The following is an 18,710-nucleotide window of genomic DNA, read 5'->3' on the forward strand; positions in this document are numbered from 1 at the left end:
GGGGAATGCAGCCGCAGGTTCGTCTAGGCTGGTGGCGGCCCGCGGTGTCCTTCCGCGGCGCCAGAACCGGGAGTGCTGGAATGACGATGCGTGGCGGCAGTTTGCGGAAGGTGGCGGGCGCGGTCCTGGCGGGCCTGCTGGGGGCCGGCATGCTGGCGATGCCGGCGGCGGCGGCCGACTACGGCCACTACGTGCTCGGCGACACCACGGCCCGCACCCCGGGCAAGGTCCAGCCGGGCCTGCTGCTGATGGGTGGCGGCGACCGCAACTTCGACGCGATGCACTGGTTCATGAAGAAGGCCGGCAACGGCCACATCGTCGTGCTGCGTGCCTCGCAGGGCGGCGAGATCGGCGAGGAGTTCTTCAACGAGATCGGCGGCATCGCCTCGGTGGAGACCTTCGTGTTCAAGGATCGCGAGTCCGCCTCCGATCCGGCCGTGCTGGCCGCGCTCAAGCGCGCCGACGGCATCTTCCTGGCCGGCGGCGACCAGTCGCGCTACGTGCGCTACTGGCGTGGCACGCCGGTGGCCGAGGCCCTGGACGCGCACGTGCGCGCCGGCAAGCCGCTCGCCGGCACCAGCGCCGGCCTGGCGATGCAGGGCGAATACCTCTACGGGGCGATGGACGGCGGCAGCCAGACCACCCCGCAGGCGCTGGCCGACCCGCTCGGCGACGGCAACACGATCGAGACCGGCTTCCTGCACCTGGACAAGCTCAAGGGCGTCATCACCGACACCCACTTCACCGAACGCGGCCGGCTTGGCCGCCTGGTCGCCTTCGTCGCCAAGGGCGAGTCGCTGGCCGGAAGGCCGCTGATCGGGCTGGGCGTGGACGAGGACGCGGCGGTCGCGGTGGAAGGCGACGGACGCGCCCGCGTCTACGCCACCGCGCCGGGCGCCGGCGCCACGGTGGTCAAGGGCGGCTTCGCGCAGAAGCAGGCCGAAGACGAACCGATGCAGCTGGCGCAGGTGGAAACCGTCGTCGCCGGCGTGGATTCGGTGCTGCACCTGCCATCGGGCAAGATCGACCGCCCTGCCGCGCAGCGCCGTTACGCGGTGCGCGACGGAGTGCTGGTCGCGCTGGACGCGCCTTTGCTGGTGATCCATGGCGGTGCCGGGGTGGAGCGCGCCAGCCTGTCGGCGGAGGAAGAAGCCGAGGCGCGCAAGGCGCTGGCCGCCGCGCTGCGTGCCGGACACGCGCAACTGAAGGCTGGCAAGCCGGCGGTCGAGGCTGTGTCCGCCGCGATCCAGGTGCTGGAGGATGCGCCGCAGTTCAACGCCGCCCGCGGCGCGGTGTTCACCCACGACGGCAAGAACGAACTGGACGCCTCGATCATGGACGGCGCCAGCAATCGCGCCGGCGCGATCGCCGGCGTGCACCGGGTGAAGAACCCGATACTGCTGGCGCGCGCGGTGATGGACCACTCCCGGCACGTGATGATGGTCGGTGACGGCGCCGAGGTGTTCGCCGCCGAACAGGGCATCGCGCTGGTCGATCCGTCGTACTTCCGCACCGAGAAGCGCTGGCAGCAGCTGCAGCAGGCGCTGGCCGAAGAAGCCAAGGCGCAGGCCTCCAGCACGCCGCTGATGCTGCCGGGCAAGGCCTACTTCGGCACGGTCGGTGCGTTGGCACTCGACGCACAAGGCAAGCTGGCCGCAGGTACCTCCACCGGCGGCATGACCAACAAGCGCTATGGCCGCGTCGGCGACGCGCCGATCATCGGTGCCGGCACCTGGGCCGACACGCGCTGCGCGGTGTCCGGCACCGGCTGGGGCGAGTTCTACATCCGCAGCGCCGCGGCGCACGAGATCTGCGCGCGCGTGCGCCTGGGTGGGCAGCCGCTGGCGCGCGCGGCCGAAGGCGTGATCGACCGCGACATCCCCAAGGCCGGCGGCGACGGCGGTGCGATCGCGCTGGGCGCGGACGGCAGCGTCGCCTTCCCGTTCAACACCGAAGGCATGTACCGCGGCTGGATCGGTGCCGATGGCGTACCGCACGTGGCGGTGTTCCGCGGCGAAGAACTCGCCCGCCCCTGATCGCACCCTGCCCCGGCGCGGACTTCACTCCGCGCCGGCGAGCAGCGCCTCGTAGCATTGCAGGTCGGCGGCGGAGAAACAGCAGAACAGCACTTCGCGGACCGCACGGCCGCTGGAGCCGGCGACGCTGGCCACTGCGACCGGTGCCGCCAGCGCCAACGGATAGCCGTACACGCCGGTGCTGATCGACGGAAAAGCCACGCTGGCGCAGCCGGCCGCGTCGGCCAGGGCCAGGCTGTTGCGGTAGCAGTCGGCCAGCAACGCCGCTTCGCCGTGGCCACCACCGCGCCAGACCGGACCGACGGTGTGGATCACGTACCGCGCCGGCAACCGGTAGCCGGCGGTGATGCGCGCCTGGCCAGTCGGGCAACCGCCCAGCGCCCTGCACTCGGCCAGCAGTTGCGGACCGGCGGCGCGGTGGATCGCGCCATCCACGCCACCGCCGCCAAGCAGCGAAGCGTTGGCCGCGTTCACGATCGCATCGACCGCCAGGGTGGTGATGTCGACGCGGACCGCGCGCAGGGCCGGGCGCATGGGCCTGGCGCTCAGAAACCCTTGCCCGCCGGCACTTCCTTCAGCGCGGCGATCGCATCGGCGAGCGCCTCGACTTCGGTGTTCTCGAAGCCGCCGCGGACCTCGTGTTCGGATGCGAACAGGCCCTGTTCGAGCAGGCGCAGGATGGTTTCGTGCTGGTCCCAGCCGCGCGCCACGGAGACCCGGCGGATCCGCTCGGCCAGGATCGGATCGATGTCGCGAAGCAGCAGGTCGGTCATGACGCCCCCTGTCGGCTGTCCCAAGACTGCCATGAATCGAACGCCGGCTGGTATCCCGAACGGCCGGCCATCACCCCGTCGCCGGCGCGCCCTGCTCGCGGATGCGCGGCCACAGCCACGCGAGCAGCAGCAGGGTCGGCACCACGGTCAACGCGCTGAGCGTGAAGAACGTGGCGTACGAACTGGCCTCGACCAGGTATCCGGACAAACCACCGGCGAACTTGCCCGGCAAGTTGGCCAGCGACACCATCAGCGCGAACTGCGTGGCGGTGAAGTTGCGGTCGGTCAGCGAGGACATGAAGGCGACCAGGGTGGTCCCGGCGAAACCCTGGGCCACGTTGTCGAAGGTGATGGCCGCGTAGAACGCCCAGATCTCCGACGGGTGCGCGGCCATCAGCAGGAACGCGAGGTTCGAAAGCGCCACGCCCAGCGCCGCTGCCAGCAGCATGCGCCGGAACCCGAACGCGGCCACGCACACGCCACCGAGGAACGCACCGCCGATCCCGGCCCAGATGCCGTACAGCTTGGACACAGTGGCGATGTCGGCCTTGGTGTAGCCCGAGTCCAGGTAGAACGGACCGGCCATCACCCCGATCACCTGGTCGGGGAACTTGAACAGGCCCACGAACAGCAGCAAGGCGATGCCGAAGGTCAGGCCGTTGTTGGCGAAAAAACTGGAGAACGGCTGCCAGAACGCACCGAGGAAATCGATCCGGCGCTGCACCGAGGCTTCCGGTGCCACCGGTTCGCGGCTGAGCAGGGTCGCCAGCAGCGGCAGCACCATCAGCGCGGCCAGACCCAGGTAGGCCACGGTCCAGCCGGCGAAATCGGCCAGGTACAGCGCACCGGCACCGCCCAGGATCAGGCCGATCCGGTACCCCAGCGTGTAGGTCGCCGCGAGCGCGGCCTGCGCGTCGGCCGGCGCCACTTCGATCCGGTACGCGTCGACCACCGAGTCCTGGGTCGCGCCGGCGAAGGAGGTGAACAGCACCCAGCCCACCAGCGGCATCACCCCCAGTTCCGGGCGGACGAAGGCCAGTGCACCCAGGCCCAGCGCCACGCCCAGCTGCGCGGCCACCAGCCACGAACGGCGTCGGCCGAGGAAGCCCAGCGGCCGGAACAGGTAGCGGTCCAGCAGCGGCGCCCACAGGAACTTGAGCAGGTAGAAGAAGCTGGCCAGGCTGATCAGGCCGATGCTGTGCAGGTCCAGGCCCGAATCGCGCAGGCGCGTGGACAGGGTCAGCGAGGCGATCGGCAGGAACGGCAGGCCGCTGCCGAAACCCAGCACCGCCAGGGTCAACGCCGAGGGCGTGCCGAAGGCGCGGCGGATCCCGGCCCAGCCCTTGTAGGCGGGCTTTTCCGCTGCGGCGGGCGGCGTCCCGGCGCTCACTTGCCGGCGTCCGCGTAGTCCACGGTGAACGGGGCGTGGTCTGAGAAGCGCTGCTCGCGGTAGATCGAGCAGCCGCGCAGCCGCTCGCGCAGCGACGGGGTGACGAACTGGTAGTCGATCCGCCAGCCGACATTGTTGGCGCGCGCCGCGCCGCGGTTGCTCCACCAGGTGTAGTCCTGGCCTTCCGGGTGCAGCACGCGGTAGGCATCGACCCAGCCGCGCCCGGACTTCGCGTCGGCCTCGCCGGCCTGGTCCGCGCACAGGCCGTTGAGCCAGTCGCGCTCCGGCGGCAGGCAGCCGGAATTTTTCTGGTTGGAGGTCCAGTTCCTGATGTCCAGGCGGCTGCGGACGATGTTCCAGTCGCCGCACAACACGTAGTCGCGGCCGCTGGCCAGCCACTGGTCCAGGATCGGCCTGAGCCATTCCATGACCTCGAACTTGTAACCCTGGCGCAGCTCGCCCGAAGACCCTGACGGGATGTAGAACGACACCACGCTGAGGTTGCCGAAGCGTGCCTCGATGTAGCGGCCCTCCTCGTCGAAGTCCGGCCGGCCCAGCGACGTGCGCACCTCGTCCGGCTCGCGCCGGGCATAGATCGCCACGCCGCTGTACCCCTTCTTGGTGCTCGCGTCGCGGTAGAAGCAGTGGTGGCCGTCGGGGCGGAAGCGTGGATCGGACAGCTGGTCCTCCTGCGATTTCGTTTCCTGCAGGCAGACCACGTCGGCCTGCTGCGCGTCGAGCCAGTCGAAGAAGCCCTTGGTGGCGGCGGAGCGGATGCCGTTGGCATTGAAACTGATGATGCGCATGCGGGCGACGACCGGAACGGGAGCAGCGGCTAGCCTAGCGAATCGCGCGACCCACGGGCGGCCTTCCGCCGCGGCTCCGCGGGCCGGTGGCCGCTCCATCGCCGGCTACGTGAACGGCATGCACATCATCGCCGCGCGCGAAGGGTGCATGACCCCCGCAGATCCGGGGCCGGTGGTCTTCCGGATCGAAGACGGCCGCGCCCACCGGTGGTCCGCCCCGTCCATACATCCGAGCGGCCGTGAGCGACTTCCGACCGCAGCTGGCGATGCCTCGAAGGCAGGCAGGTATCCTGTCGACCTCCACCGAACGATCCACGCCCAAGATGTCCGACCATCGCACCCGTTTCCTGCAGCTGGCACTGGACGCCGACGCGCTGCGTTTCGGCGAGTTCACCCTGAAGTCCGGGCGCACCAGCCCCTACTTCTTCAACGCCGGCCGCTTCGACAGCGGCGCGCGCCTGGCCGCGCTGGCCAGCTGCTATGCCGATGCGATCGATGGTGCGGGGATGGATTTCGACCTGCTGTTCGGCCCGGCCTACAAGGGCATCCCGCTGGCCACCGCGCTGGCCTGCGAGTACGCGGGCCGCGGTCGCGACCTGCCGCTGGCCTTCAACCGCAAGGAAGCCAAGGCCCACGGCGAAGGCGGCACCCTGATCGGCGCGCCGCTGGCAGGCCGCCGGGTGCTGGTGGTAGACGACGTGATCACCGCCGGCACCGCGATCCGCGAGGCGCTGGCGACCATCGGGGGCGCCGGAGGCCAGGTGGCGGGGATCGTCGTGGCGCTGGACCGCCAGGAGATCGCCGCCGATGCGGACCGCCGTTCAGCCGCGCAGGCGGTGGCCGAGGAAGCCGGCGTGCCGGTGCGCGCCGTGGCCGGGCTGGCCGACCTGCTTGCATTCGCCGACGGAAACGAGAAACTGGCAGCATTCCGCGCACCCCTGCAGGCCTACCGTGTCCGCTATGGTTGCGATCCGACAGGCTGACTGACAGCAGGGGGCTGCCGCGATGCCAGTGAAGACCGAACATCGCACCCTGCGGGTGCTGCTGGCGGCAGGCCTGGTCCTGCCGGCGCTGGCGCTTGCCCAGGGCAAGAAGGACGAGGCGCCCAAGAAGCTTTACTGCTGGAACGAGAACGGCCAGCGCAAATGCGCCGACTCGCTGCCACCGGAGGCCATGGCCGCCGCGCGCGAAGAGATCAGCATCCGCAGCGGCATGCGCACCGGCGAGGTGCAGCGCGCGATGACCGGCGAGGAGCGCGCCGCGCAGGCCGAGGAAGAAGCCAAGCGCAAGACCGAGGCGCTGGCCGCCGAGACCCGGCGCCGCACCGACCAGGCGATGCTGACCTCGTTCCAGAGCGAGGACGAGCTGCGCCGGGTGTTCTCGGAGCGGATCAACCTGGTCGACAACAGCATCAACACCGCGCGCTACAACGTCACCAGCCTGCGCGAGGGCCTGGTCACCCTGCTGCGCAGCGCCGGCGAACGCGAACTGGCGGAAAAGCCCGTCCCCGAGAAGCTGGCCACCGATATCCGCGTGCGCCATGCGCAACTGCTGTACCACTCGGCCCTGCAATCGAGCTTCGAACGGCAGCGCGCCGAACTGGACGTCGAGATCGACGACATCCTGCAACGCTATCGCCAGCTCAAGGCGAGCGACGCGCCGGGCGCGCGCGTGGCCATGGACCTGCCGCCGAAGCCGCGACAGTAGGGCACGCCCTGCCGCGCCTCAGCGCGGCCGCCGGATCAAAGCAGCGGGCAAGCCAACTCTACGAAAACGTCTCTTCAGGCCGTGGCGCACACTGGCGGCGGCGATCCCGGACCGTGCCGGCAACCATCCCGGCCTGCGCCACGCGCTCGACGGGCCTTGCCGGACCGCCGCACCCGGCGGCATGCGATGACGTCGAGGGTCGGCGCCTCGTGATCCACGCGTTCCGAGGATGTGTCACGCGCCTCCGGCGACGGTCCGGCACCCGACAGGTGCCGGCAACGCCGGCGGACCTCAGAACTCCAGCGTCGCGTCCGGCAACAGCACGCTCAGCTGCTCGCGGTAGAGGTCCTTGATCCGCGCCAGCGCGGCCTGGTCGTCGGCCTCGAAGCGCAGCACCAGCACCGGCGTCGTGTTGGATGCACGCAGCAGGCCCCAGCCATCGTTCCAGTCCGCGCGCAGGCCGTCGATGGTGGTCAGGCGCGCGCCGGCGAACGGCGCATCCTCCACCTGTGCGGCCGAAGCGAACCTGGCCACCACCGCATGCGCGTCGCCAGCGACCGGCACCTTGATCTCCGGGGTCGACACGCTGTCGGGCAGTTCGCCCAGCACCTCGGACGGGGTCTCCATCCGGCCGGCGAGGATCTCCAGCAGGCGCGCGGCCGAATACAGGCCGTCGTCGAAGCCGTACCAGCGCTCCTTGAAGAAGAAGTGGCCGCTCATCTCGCCGGCCAGCTCCGCCTCGGTCTCGCGCATCTTCGCCTTGATCAGCGAATGCCCGGTCTTCCACATCAGCGGGCTGCCGCCCTGGCGCAGGATGTAGTCGGACAGCTTGCCGGTGCACTTCACGTCGTAGATGACCAGCGCGCCCGGATTGCGCTGCAGCACGTCGGCTGCGTACAGCATCAGCAGGCGGTCGGGGAAGATGATCTGGCCTTCCTTCGTCACCACGCCCAGGCGGTCGCCGTCGCCATCGAAGGCCAGGCCCAGGTCGGCGTCGAAGCGCTTGACCATCTGCACCAGGTCTTCGAGGTTGTGCGGCTCGCTCGGGTCCGGATGGTGGTTGGGGAAGCTGCCGTCCACGTCGCAATACAGCGGGATGACTTCGGCGCCGATCGCCTCCAGCAGGCGCGGCGCGATGTCGCCGGCCACGCCGTTGCCGGCATCGACGACCACCTTCAGCGGCCGCTCCATCTGCACGTCGTCGGCGATGCGGCGGATGTAATCCTCGTCCACCGCCTGCTGCTGCAGCGAACCGGTGCTTGCGGCGCGAAGCAGGTTGTTGTCGCGGATGCGTACGTACAGGTCCCGGATGGCGTCGCCGGACAGGGTCTCGCCGCCGACCACGACCTTGAAGCCGTTGTAATCGGGCGGGTTGTGGCTGCCGGTCACCGCCACGCCGCTGCCGGCGCGCAGGTGGTAGGCGGCGAAATACACCACCGGGGTCGGCACCATGCCCACGTCGATCACGTTGCGGCCGGCGCGGCGCAGGCCCTCGATCAGCCCGCTGGCCAGCTCGGGGCCGGACAGGCGTCCGTCGCGGCCGACCACGATGTCGGTCAGGCCCTGCTCGGCCATCACGCTGCCGATCGCCTGGCCGATCCAGGCCGCGACCTGCGGGGTCAGCTCGCGGCCGACCACGCCGCGGATGTCGTAGGCGCGGAAGATGCCCGGCTCCAGGGCCACCTCCGCCGCCGTGGGCGCGGTGCGCACCGGCGCCGGCGGCGCCGCCTCCAGCTCCCGCTGGATGGTTTCCCCGAGCGTAGGGACTTCCTCTTCGATGGCGCCTTCGGCGACGCGGCGGCGGTGCTGCGGCAGCTTGCCCCAGGCCAGCAGCATCACCCCGATGGCCAGCAGCGCCAGCACCACGGCGGCGACCAGGCAGGGCAGCGCGCCGAGGCCGAATGGCCCGTGGGCCACGTCCGGCACCGCGGCCGCGGCACGCAGCCCGGTCTTGCCGACCTCACGCGAAAGCACATCCGCGCTTCCGCCCAACTCGGCATCGCCGCGCTCGATCACGTTGTAGCCACCCTGGCGCAGCGCCAGGTAGGCGCCTCCGGGGACGGCGGCCTTCTCCAGCCCCGCAGCCAGCGGGGCCACCGGCAGGCGCACGTAGGCGACCGCGGGTGAACCGGCCAGGCTCACCGGGATGGCAACACCCAGGCGCGGGGCCTGGTCCTCGCGCACCACCGCGACCACGGCGGCGCCTTCGTTCATCGCTTTTTCCAGCAGGCCCAGCCGTGCGTAGCCGAAGCGTCCCGCATCGGCATAGGCCGGCCCCAGGTCGGCGGTCAGCACCTGCGCCTGTTCGGCGTCCGTCCAGCCGTCGGTGAGCGCGGCGGCGGCGGCGGCGGCATCGCCGGCCGCGAGCGCGGCCTGTACGTCCGGGCGCTTGATCCGCTCGTCCAGGGTCCGGGTCTGCGCCACGAGCGCAGCCGTGGCACTGGCCACCAGTCCGTCGCGGGCGGCGGTCAGTTGCTGTTCGCGGGCATCCGCCCGCCATTGCGCCACACCGCTCCAGGCGAACCACGCGGCCAACAACGCCAGCAGCGCCGCCAGCAGCGGCGCGCGCTTCCTGAACTCCCCCGCTGGCACCCGGCCTGCATCCATATGGCTCATCACCCCGAAACTCCCCCTGTTATACGGTTAACGCACGCCGGTGTGGCCGAAGCCCCCTTCGCCACGCGCACTGCCCGCAAAAGTATCCACCACCTTCAGTTTCGCACGCACGATTGGTGCCAACACCAGCTGGGCGATGCGGTCGCCGGGCTGGACCGTGAACGCGTCCCGCCCCCGGTTCCACAGGCTGATCAGCAGCGGGCCCTGGTAATCGGCATCGATCAGGCCGGTGCCGTTGCCGAGCACGATGCCGTGCTTGTGGCCCAGTCCCGAGCGGGGCAGGACCAGCGCGCACAGGTTCGGGTCGGCGACATGGATGGACAGGCCGCTGGGCACCAGCGCCGCGTCGCCCGGCAGCAGAACCAGTTCGGTCTCCAGCGCCGCGCGCAGGTCCATGCCGGCGCTGGCCTCGGTGGCGTACTCGGGCAGCGGCCAGGTATCGCCGAAACGCGGGTCGAGCAGCCGCACTTCCAGTTCGGTCGAGGCCATCGGACTCATGCCTGCAGCCGCTGCGCGACCAGCTCGACCAGCCCGTCGGCCAGGCGGACCTTGGGCGCGGGCGGGAAGTCGCGCTCGCCGCCGGGCCAGTACGCGGTCATGGCGTTGTCGTCGCTCTCGAACCCCGCCCCGGGCACCCCGACGCGATTGGCCACGATCAGGTCCAGGCGCTTGGCCGCCAGCTTCTGCCGGGCGTAGTCGGCGATGTTGTCGGTCTCGGCGGCAAAGCCGACCACCAGCTTCAGGCCAGCATCTTCGCGGCGCGCGACTTCGGCCAGGATGTCCGGCGTGCGCACCAGGTCCACGGCGAGCGTCTCGCCAGTCCCGGTCTTCTTGATCTTGTTCGGCGAGAACGCGCGCGGGGTGTAGTCGGCGACCGCCGCCGCACCGATATAGATGTCAGCCGGCAATGCGGCCGAAACCGCCTCGCGCATCTGCGCGGCCGAGCGCACGTCGACCCTTCGCACGCCAGGCGGCGTCTCCAGTTGCACCGGGCCGGCGACCAGGACCACCTGCGCGCCCTGCCGGGCGGCGCTGGCAGCCACGGCGAAACCCATCTTGCCGCTGCTGCGGTTGCCCAGGTAGCGCACCGGGTCCAGGTCTTCGTAGGTCGGGCCGGCGCTCACCACCACCTTCAGGCCCTGCAGCAGGCCCGGGCCTGCCTGCACGGCCGTGGTGGAGGCCAGTTCGGCGACGATGGCGTCCGGTTCGCGCAGGCGACCCGGGCCGGACTCGCCCTCGGCGAGCGGGCCGTCATCGGGTCCGATCACCTGCGCGCCGCGCGCGCGCAACACCGCCACGTTGGCCACGGTCGCCGGGTGCTGCCACATGCGGTGGTTCATGGCCGGGACCACCGCGAGCGGTGCCTCGGTCGCCAGGCACAGGGTGCTGACCAGGTCGTCGGCCAGGCCATGGGCCAACCGTGCCAGCAGGTCGGCGGTCGCCGGGGCGACGACCACGCGATCGGCCCAGCGCGCCAGTTCAAGATGTCCCATCGCCTGCTCGGCGCTGCTGTCCCACAACGTGGTGCGCGCCGGATGGCCGGAAAGTGCCTGGAAACTGAGCGGGGTGACGAACTGCTGCGCGCCGGCGGTCATCGCCACCTGCACTTGGGCACCCGCTTCGCGCAGGCGCCGCACCAGTTCCAGTGCCTTGTAGGCGGCGATCCCGCCGCCGACGCACAACAGGATCCGCTGCCCGCCGAGCGGGCCGGTGGCCGAAGCTGTCACCTGGCATTTTCCTACGCTGAACAGGGCGACCAGCTTACTCCAAGCACCCCCGCGCACCGATGCCCGCGTTCAGCGGAAAACGGCAGCCTGCGGTCATGCATATCCGCGACTGGCCCAGCCACGAACGTCCCCGCGAAAAACTGCTCGCCCGGGGCGCGGGCGCGCTTTCGGACGCCGAACTGCTGGCGATCTTCCTCGGCTCGGGCCTGGCCGGCCGCGACGCGGTGCAGACCGCGCGCGAACTGCTGGCCGCGCACGGTCCACTGCGCAGCCTGCTGGACCATCCACCATGCGAGCTGGCCCGCCTGCCCGGGCTGGGCCCGGCCCGCGCTTGCCAGCTGGCGGCCGCGCTGGAACTGGGCAACCGCCACCTCGCCGCGGCGCTGGAGCGCGGCGACGCGTTGACCGACCCGGTCGCTGCCGGCCGCTACTTCGCCCGGCGCCTGCGGCCGCGCCCGCACGAGGTGTTCGCTGCGCTGTTCCTTGACACCCGGCACCGCGCGCTGGCGTTCGAAGAGCTGTTCCAGGGCACCATCGACGGGGCCGAGGTGCATCCGCGCGAAGTCGTCCGCCGCGCCCTGGCGCACAACGCCGCGGCGGTGATCGTCGGCCACAACCATCCCTCCGGATGCAGCGAGCCTTCCGCTGCCGACCGCGCCGTCACCGTGCGCCTGAAGCAGGCGCTGGCACTGGTGGAAGTCCGCCTGCTCGACCACTTCGTGGTCGGCGACGGCGAGCCGGTATCACTGGCTGCGCGCGGGATGGTCTGAACCCCACGCTCGCCGGCACGGTAGATTGAAGGCCCGTTCCCGCCGGAAATCCGCGATGACCGCCTACGCCGCCCTGCTGCGCGCGATCAACGTCGGAGGCACCGGCAAGTTGCCCATGTCCGAGCTGCAGGCGATGTGCGAAGCCGAAGGCTATGCCGGCGTGCGCACCTACATCGCCAGCGGCAATGTGGTGTTCCAGACCGCACTCGGCGAGGCGCAGGTCAAGGCGGCGCTGGAGCGGCGACTGCACGAGTACGCCGGCAAGCCGGTGCGAGTGCTGGTCCGCACCGCCGCGGAACTGGCCCGGATCCTGGCGGCCAATCCCTTTCCGGACCAGGCGCCCAACCGCACCGTCGCCATCCTCCTGGACGATGTGCCGTCCCCCGACGCGCTCGTGACCGTGGTCCACCAGCGGAACGAGCGCCTGGCGCTGGGCGAACGGGAGATCTACGTCGACTATGGCGCCGGGATGGCCGATTCCCGGCTGCGGATCCCGGCCGGCGACATCGGCACCGGCCGCAACATGAACACCATCGCCCGGCTGGCGGCGATGACCGCCGCGCTGGGGATGGACCCGCCGGCGGCACCAAGCGCACCCGCGGCCAGGCCACCCCCGGCCCGGGCGCGGCGGAGCAGGTAAAATGGCCGACCGAACCGCATGAACCGCCTCCCCGAGTGAAGACCCTCCTCAACGCCCTGATCATCCAGGGCATCGACGCACTGCGTGCCGCAGGCACCGTGCCGGCCGACGCGGCCACTCCCGACTTCGTGGTCGAGCGGCCCAAGACCCGCGAGCACGGCGACTTCGCCACCAACGTGGCGATGCTGCTGGCCAAGGCCGCGCGCACCAATCCACGCGCGCTGGCGCAGGCGCTGGTCGCCGCACTGCCCCCGAGCGAGGACGTGGCCCAGGTCGAGATCGCCGGGCCGGGCTTCATCAACTTCCGTCTCGCACCGGGCGCCTGGCAGCGCGAAGTCGCCGCCGCGCTGCGCCATGGCGACGAATACGGCCGCAACACCTCCGGCCAAGGCCACACCGCGGGCGTGGAGTACGTGTCGGCCAACCCGACCGGGCCACTGCATGTGGGCCACGGCCGCGCCGCGGCGATCGGCGACTGCATCGCGCGCGTGCTCGACGCCAACGGCTGGACGGTCAAGCGCGAGTTCTACTACAACGACGCCGGCGTGCAGATCGAGAACCTGGCGCGCTCCACCCAGGCGCGCGCGCGCGGCTTCAAGCCCGGCGATGCGGAATGGCCGGCGGAAGCCTACAACGGCGACTACATCCAGGACGTGGCCGACGCCTACCTGCGCGGCGACGCCGTGCAGATCGAAGGCCACAGCGTCACCGGTGCGGGCGACCCGCAAGATACCGATGCGATACGGCGCTTCGCCGTGGCCTGGCTGCGCAACGAGCAGAACCAGGACCTGGCCGCATTCGGCGTGGACTTCGACATCTATTTCCTCGAGAGCTCGCTGTACACCGGCGGCAAGGTCGAGGAAACCGTGCGCGAGCTGGTGGCCAAGGGCCACACGTACGAAGAGGGCGGCGCGCTGTGGCTGCGCACAACCGACTTCGGCGACGACAAGGACCGCGTGATGCGCAAGTCCGACGGCACTTACACCTACTTCGTGCCGGACGTGGCCTACCACCTGAGCAAGTGGCAGCGCGGCTACGAGCGCGCGATCACCGAACTGGGCGCCGACCACCACGGTTCGCTGGCGCGCGTGCGCGCCGGCCTGCAGGCGCTGGACGTGGGCATCCCCAAGGGCTGGCCGGAATACGTGCTGCACCAGATGGTCACGGTGATGCGCGGCGGCGAAGAGGTGAAGCTGTCCAAGCGCGCCGGCTCGTACCTGACCCTGCGCGACCTGATCGAGGAAGCCGGCCGCGATGCGACGCGCTGGTTCCTGATCGCGCGCAAGCCCGATTCGCAGCTGGTGTTCGACATCGACCTGGCCCGCCAGCAGAGCAACGACAACCCGGTGTTCTACGTGCAGTACGCGCATGCCCGCGTGGCCGCGCTGCTGCGCCAGTGTGCCGAGAAGGGCTACGCGTACGACCAGGCCAACGCGCTCTCGCGCCTGGCGCTGCTCGACGACGAAGGCTCGCTGTCGCTGATGGTCGAACTGTCGCGCTGGCCGGAGACGGTCGAGGCGGCTGGCCAGTCGCTGGAACCGCACCTGATCGCCCAGTACCTGCGCGACCTGGCCTATGCTTTCCACACCTGGTACGCGAATACGCCGGTACTGGTGGAGGACGCGGACCTGCGCGACGCGCGACTGGCCCTCGCCCTGGCGGTCCGCCAGGCACTGGCGAACGGACTTGGACTGCTCGGCGTCAGCGCGCCGGAGCGGATGTAACGCGCTGGATCCATCGCGCTGAATAACGGAGACAGGTAGTAATGGCGGCAAGACGTGGCAAGAACCAGGCACGACGCAACGGCGGCAGCAATGGCCGTCCGGCGTGGGTCTGGGTGGTGGCCGGACTGGCGATCGGCGCGGTGGTGTTCCTCGCAGGCCCGGGCCTGTTGAAGAAGGACGGCGACGGCTTCGTCCGCTTCGGACCGCAGGCCAATCCCGACGCGCAGCCGGCGCCGATCGCCGACACCGAGGCGATCGCCGAGACGCCGGGCACGGAGACGCGACCGGCCGAAACCGCGCCGCAGTACGACTTCTACACGGTGCTGCCCGGCAACGAAGTGCGCATGTCCGATGCCGAGCTGGCGGCGAGCGCACGCGAAGAAGATGCGCGTCGCGCGCAGGACGAGGCGCGCCGCGCCCGGGATGCACTGGAAGGTCGTACCCCGGCGCCCGCCGCGACGACCGCCGCCGCACCCGCGGCGGCGGTGGCGGCGACCGACACCAGCCCGACGCAGGTCGCCAGCGCCGCCCCTGCGGCGGCCGATGGTGCGCGGTACATCCTCCAGGCTGGCGCCTTCGGTGCTTCCAACGACGCCGAGCAGGTCAAAGCCAAGATCGCACTGCTCGGCCTGAGCGCGCGCGTCGAATCCGGCCAGGCGGCCGGCAAGACCGTCTATCGCGTGCGCATGGGGCCGTACGGCACCGCCAGCGAACTGGCCGAAGCCAAGCAGAAACTCGCCAGCGGCGGCCTGCCCGCGATGGCGATCAAGGCGCAGTAAGTCCGCGCAGTAAGTCCGCTTGGCGGAATTACTCCCAAGGTTTGCAGATGCAAACCTTGGGCCCCGCGCCCGCTAAACCCACAACCCCCACGCCTGCCGGCGCGCCCCCTTGACTCAAGGGGGCTGATTCTTCGGCCAATTTTTTCGGCAGAAGGACTTGCGCCATATCCGGCGGACCGCTGCCCCTGATGGTGCGAGAATCAGCGGGCTTCTTCCAAAGGAAATCGCGATGTCCAAGACCGCCCTCATCACCGGCGCCACCTCCGGCTTCGGCCTGGCCGCCGCACGCCGCTTCGCCGCCGCTGGCTGGAAAGTCGTTGCGACCGGTCGCCGCGGCGACCGCCTGCAGGCGCTGGTCGACGAACTGGGCGCTGCGAACGTGCACGCGGCGCAATTCGACGTGCGCGACGCGGCAACGATGGGCGCGGCGATCGACGCGCTGCCCGAAGGCTTCCGCGACATCGACGTGCTGGTCAACAACGCAGGCCTCGCCCTGGGCACCGCCTCGGCGCAGCAGGCCAGCCTCGAGGACTGGCGGGTCATGATCGACACCAACATCACCGCGCTGGTGACCCTGACCCATCGCCTGCTGCCCGCACTGGTCGCGCGCAAGGGCGTGATCATCAATGTCAGTTCGGTGGCCGGCGTGTATCCGTATCCGGGCGGCAACGTGTACGGCGGCACGAAGGCCTTCGTCAGCCAGTTCTCGCTGAACCTGCGCACCGACCTGCACGGCAGCGGCGTGCGCGTGACCACGATCGAGCCGGGCATGGCCGAGACCGAATTCACCCTGGTGCGCACGCACGGCAACCAGGCCGCATCGGACACGCTGTACAAGGGCGCGCAACCGATGACCGGCGAAGACATCGCCGAGCAGATCTTCCACGTCGCCACCCTGCCGGCGCACCTCAACATCAACCGGCTGGAAATCATGCCGGTGACGCAGTCGTTCGCCGGATTCCAGGTCTACCGCGGCTGAGGCCGCGCACGGATCCGCTGCGCTTCCCCCGTCCTGATCGACGGCCGAACCGCGCAGCGCCGCCACTCAGCGCAGCAGCGCGGCCACTTCCTCGGCGACTTCGTAGAAGCCGTTGATCACGAACTGCACGCCGATGCAGACCAGCAGGAAGCCCATCAGCCGCGAGAACGCCTCCACGCCGCTGTTGCCGAGCACGCGCATGATCGCGCCGGAGCTGCGCAGGCACAGCAGCAGGATCAGGCTGGCCAGGAAGAACGTGAGCGGCGGCGCCGTGTGCATCACCCACTCGGCATAGGGCCGCTCGTCCTGCACGGCCGCCGCGGTGCTGATGATCAGGGCGATCGTGCCCGGACCGGCGGTGCTGGGCATGGCCAGCGGAATGAATGCGATGTCCTCGGTGCGGCGCTGGCGCAACTCCTCGTTGCGGCGCTCCACTTCCGGCGTCTCGTCGAGCTTCTGCTGCGGGAACAGCATGCGGAAGCCGATGAACGCGACGATCAGCCCGCCCGCGATGCGCAGGCCCGTGATCGAGATGCCGAAGACGTTCATTACCAGCTGCCCGGTGTAATACGCCGTCGCCATGATCACGAACACGTAGATCGCGGCCTTGAGCGCCTGCCGGTCGCGCTCTTCCTCGCTCATGCCGCGCGACAGGCCCATCAGCAGGGCTACCGTGGTCAGCGGATTGGCCAGGGGCAGCAACGTCGCCAGGCCGATGCCGACCGCCTTCAACAATTCAAGCACGCAGTGACTCCCGCCGGGTCCGGGAGTCACGATACACGCCCCGTCGTTTCGTCGCACCGCCGCCAGGCGGTGCAACCCGGGGCGGGCGCGCCGGGTCAGGCCAGCGGTTCGTCCGACAGGTAGGTGTAACCGGTCAGGCCCGCTTCCAGCGCCTCGGCCAGCGCCAGCGACTCGGCTTCCGGCAGCGCCGCGTCGTGCACCCGCTGCGCGTAGGCCTGCCGCAAGTCGTCGAGGCGGTAGCCGACGTAGTCGAGCATCACGTCGGTGGTGTCGCCGCGGCGCTGCTGGGTCAGCTCGTAGCCGCCACCGGCGGTCAGCCGCACTTCCACCGCGTCGGTGTCGCCGAACAGGTTGTGGATGTCGCCGAGGATCTCCTGGTACGCGCCGACCAGGAAGAACGCCAGGCAATAGCTCTCGCCATGGCGCACCGGGTGCAGCGGCAGCGAGGTATCCAGGCCACCGTGCTCGACATAGGTCTTCACCGTGCCGTCCGAATCGCAGGTCATGTCGGCGATCACGCCACGCCGCGTCGGCGCCTCGTCCAGGCGGTCGATCGGGACGATCGGGAATACCTGGTCGATCGCCCAGGCATCGGGGATGGATTCGAACACGCTGAAGTTGACGAAGTACTTGTCGACCAGGCGGTCGTTGAGCTCGTCCAGCACCGCTCGATGGTTGCGCTCGCCCATGTCCAGGCGCGCGCGCACGCCGTGCGCCACGGCGTAGAACAGGTCGTCGACACGGGCGCGCTGCGGCAGGTCGATCTGGCCCAGCGCGTAGGCCGAAAGGCCTTCGGCATGGAAGTGCTGGGCTTCGTGGAACAGCTCCAGCGGCGGTCGCCGGTCGAGGTCGCCATGCAGTTCGCGCAGGTGGCGGATCGCGGCCGGCTCGTCGTCGTGCACGTCGGGCACGCGCCCGTCCGGCGCGGTCTCCACCTCGGTCGTGTTGGCCACCAGCACGGCGTGGTGCGCGGTCATCGCGCGGCCGCACTCGGTGACGATGCGCGGCGGCACCAGCCCCTGCTCGGCGCAGGCCTCGGCCAGTGGCTGGACGATGTTGGCCGCGTACTGGGCCAGGCCGTAGTTGATCGAGCACTCGCTGCGCGAGCGGGTGCCTTCGTAGTCGATGCCCAGGCCACCGCCCACGTCCATGTAGCGCACCTTCGCGCCCAGCCGCGACAGCTCGCTGAAATAGCGCGTGGCTTCGCGCATGCCATTGGCGATGTCGCGCACGTTGGAGATCTGCGAGCCCATGTGGAAGTGCAGCAGCTGCAGGCAGTCGCTCATGCCCGAGTCGCGCAGCGATTTCCACAGGTCCAGCAGCTGGCGCGGGGACAGGCCGAACTTGGCCTTGTCGCCGCCGCTGTTCTGCCACTTGCCCGCGCCCAGCGAGGCCAGGCGCATGCGCACGCCCAGGCCGGGGCGCACGTCGAGGTTGCGCGCCTCTTCCATCACCAGCGCCAGCTCGGAGGGCTTCTCGATGACGATGAAGGTCTCCAGGCCCAGCTTGCGGCCGATCAGCGCCAGCCGGATGTACTCGCGATCCTTGTAGCCGTTGCAGACGATCAGCCCGCCGGGCCGCGACAGGGCCAGCACCGCCATCAGCTCCGGCTTGCTGCCCGCCTCCAGGCCGAAGCCCTCGCCATGGTGGCTGGCCAGGGTGCCGGCCACGCCGCGATGCTGGTTCACCTTGATCGGATACACGGCGGTGTAGCCGCCGGCGTAGTCCCAGTCGGCCATGGCCTGGGCGAAGGCGGCCTGCAGCCGGCCCAGGCGGTCGCCGAGGATGTCCGGGAAGCGCAGCAGCAAAGGCAGCTGCATGCCCTGGGCGCGAGCGGCCTCCACCAGCGCCGGCAGCGCCAGCGACGGACCGCCCTCGCCGCGCGGCAGCACCTGCATGGCACCCTCGGCCACGTCGAAGTAACCGCCGGACCAGTGCGGGATGGACCAGGTCTTGCGGGCGAGGTCGGCGGACCAGTCGCTCATCGGCGTAAAACTCGGGCTGCAATGAAGGACGCGC

Annotated in this window: 17 protein-coding genes and 1 pseudogene; 9 read left to right on the forward strand and 9 right to left on the reverse strand. The window is 70.4% G+C overall.

Annotated elements, in window-relative coordinates:
• Positions 1 to 290: 290 nt before the first annotated feature.
• Positions 291 to 803, forward strand: a pseudogene (locus MNQ95_RS05555) (cyanophycinase); the annotation flags it as partial.
• A gap of 252 nt (positions 804 to 1,055) precedes the next feature.
• A complete protein-coding gene (locus tag MNQ95_RS05560) occupies positions 1,056 to 2,036 on the forward strand; it encodes an isoaspartyl peptidase/L-asparaginase family protein (RefSeq protein WP_241954369.1) in 981 nt (326 codons plus the stop codon).
• 24 nt (positions 2,037 to 2,060) lie between these two features.
• Here the strand turns inward: MNQ95_RS05560 and MNQ95_RS05565 are convergent, their stop codons facing one another.
• From MNQ95_RS05565 to MNQ95_RS05580, 4 genes are all read right to left on the reverse strand, one after another.
• A complete protein-coding gene (locus tag MNQ95_RS05565; protein WP_241954046.1) occupies positions 2,061 to 2,570 on the reverse strand; it encodes an O-acetyl-ADP-ribose deacetylase in 510 nt (169 codons plus the stop codon).
• Positions 2,571 to 2,581: 11 nt separating this feature from the next.
• Positions 2,582 to 2,809, reverse strand: a complete 228-nt coding sequence (locus MNQ95_RS05570; RefSeq protein WP_162408029.1) for a hypothetical protein — start codon at positions 2,807 to 2,809, stop codon at positions 2,582 to 2,584.
• Between the two features lie 70 nt (positions 2,810 to 2,879).
• Positions 2,880 to 4,199, reverse strand: coding sequence for an AmpG family muropeptide MFS transporter (locus MNQ95_RS05575; protein WP_241954047.1), 1,320 nt, complete (start codon positions 4,197 to 4,199; stop codon positions 2,880 to 2,882).
• A complete protein-coding gene (locus MNQ95_RS05580) occupies positions 4,196 to 5,005 on the reverse strand; it encodes an exodeoxyribonuclease III (RefSeq protein ID WP_241954048.1) in 810 nt (269 codons plus the stop codon). The genes MNQ95_RS05575 and MNQ95_RS05580 overlap by 4 nt, the downstream gene beginning before the upstream one ends.
• 323 nt (positions 5,006 to 5,328) lie before the next feature.
• Between MNQ95_RS05580 and pyrE the strand changes: the two genes are divergently transcribed.
• On the forward strand, positions 5,329 to 5,988 hold the full coding sequence (gene pyrE / locus MNQ95_RS05585) for an orotate phosphoribosyltransferase (protein ID WP_162408032.1): 660 nt from the start codon (positions 5,329 to 5,331) through the stop codon (positions 5,986 to 5,988).
• 22 nt (positions 5,989 to 6,010) lie between these two features.
• Positions 6,011 to 6,712, forward strand: coding sequence for a hypothetical protein (locus MNQ95_RS05590; RefSeq protein ID WP_241954049.1), 702 nt, complete (start codon positions 6,011 to 6,013; stop codon positions 6,710 to 6,712).
• A 291-nt stretch (positions 6,713 to 7,003) separates the two neighbouring features.
• Here MNQ95_RS05590 and MNQ95_RS05595 read toward each other — a convergent pair whose 3' ends face one another.
• The 3 genes from MNQ95_RS05595 to coaBC are packed head-to-tail and all read right to left on the reverse strand — an operon-like array spanning position 7,004 to position 11,055.
• Complete coding sequence (locus MNQ95_RS05595; protein WP_241954050.1) at positions 7,004 to 9,328, reverse strand: phosphomannomutase/phosphoglucomutase; 2,325 nt, start codon at positions 9,326 to 9,328, stop codon at positions 7,004 to 7,006.
• Between the two features lie 27 nt (positions 9,329 to 9,355).
• Complete coding sequence (gene dut / locus MNQ95_RS05600; RefSeq protein ID WP_425605734.1) at positions 9,356 to 9,817, reverse strand: dUTP diphosphatase; 462 nt, start codon at positions 9,815 to 9,817, stop codon at positions 9,356 to 9,358.
• Positions 9,818 to 9,822: 5 nt separating this feature from the next.
• Positions 9,823 to 11,055, reverse strand: coding sequence for a bifunctional phosphopantothenoylcysteine decarboxylase/phosphopantothenate--cysteine ligase CoaBC (gene coaBC / locus MNQ95_RS05605; RefSeq protein WP_162408036.1), 1,233 nt, complete (start codon positions 11,053 to 11,055; stop codon positions 9,823 to 9,825).
• A gap of 95 nt (positions 11,056 to 11,150) precedes the next feature.
• Between coaBC and radC the strand changes: the two genes are divergently transcribed.
• The 5 genes from radC (at position 11,151) to MNQ95_RS05630 (ending at position 15,947) form a co-directional block, all read left to right on the forward strand.
• The gene (gene radC, locus MNQ95_RS05610; protein WP_162408037.1) at positions 11,151 to 11,825 is read left to right on the forward strand and encodes a RadC family protein; all 675 of its coding nucleotides are present in this window, start codon (positions 11,151 to 11,153) and stop codon (positions 11,823 to 11,825) included.
• Between the two features lie 55 nt (positions 11,826 to 11,880).
• Positions 11,881 to 12,465, forward strand: coding sequence for a DUF1697 domain-containing protein (locus MNQ95_RS05615; protein WP_241954052.1), 585 nt, complete (start codon positions 11,881 to 11,883; stop codon positions 12,463 to 12,465).
• A 35-nt stretch (positions 12,466 to 12,500) separates the two neighbouring features.
• The gene (gene argS, locus MNQ95_RS05620; protein WP_241954053.1) at positions 12,501 to 14,189 is read left to right on the forward strand and encodes an arginine--tRNA ligase; all 1,689 of its coding nucleotides are present in this window, start codon (positions 12,501 to 12,503) and stop codon (positions 14,187 to 14,189) included.
• A gap of 41 nt (positions 14,190 to 14,230) precedes the next feature.
• On the forward strand, positions 14,231 to 14,968 hold the full coding sequence (locus MNQ95_RS05625; RefSeq protein ID WP_241954054.1) for an SPOR domain-containing protein: 738 nt from the start codon (positions 14,231 to 14,233) through the stop codon (positions 14,966 to 14,968).
• 229 nt (positions 14,969 to 15,197) lie between these two features.
• Positions 15,198 to 15,947 carry an SDR family NAD(P)-dependent oxidoreductase gene (locus MNQ95_RS05630; RefSeq protein ID WP_241954055.1) on the forward strand — a complete coding sequence of 250 codons (750 nt, stop codon included), beginning with the start codon at positions 15,198 to 15,200 and terminating at the stop codon, positions 15,945 to 15,947.
• A gap of 66 nt (positions 15,948 to 16,013) precedes the next feature.
• Here MNQ95_RS05630 and MNQ95_RS05635 read toward each other — a convergent pair whose 3' ends face one another.
• Positions 16,014 to 16,691, reverse strand: coding sequence for a MarC family NAAT transporter (locus MNQ95_RS05635; RefSeq protein ID WP_162408042.1), 678 nt, complete (start codon positions 16,689 to 16,691; stop codon positions 16,014 to 16,016).
• Between the two features lie 95 nt (positions 16,692 to 16,786).
• A complete protein-coding gene (speA, locus tag MNQ95_RS05640; protein WP_241954056.1) occupies positions 16,787 to 18,676 on the reverse strand; it encodes an arginine decarboxylase in 1,890 nt (629 codons plus the stop codon).
• Positions 18,677 to 18,710: the final 34 nt, after the last annotated feature.

This window comes from Pseudoxanthomonas daejeonensis (genome assembly GCF_022637495.1).
GTDB classification, from domain to species: domain Bacteria; phylum Pseudomonadota; class Gammaproteobacteria; order Xanthomonadales; family Xanthomonadaceae; genus Pseudoxanthomonas; species Pseudoxanthomonas daejeonensis.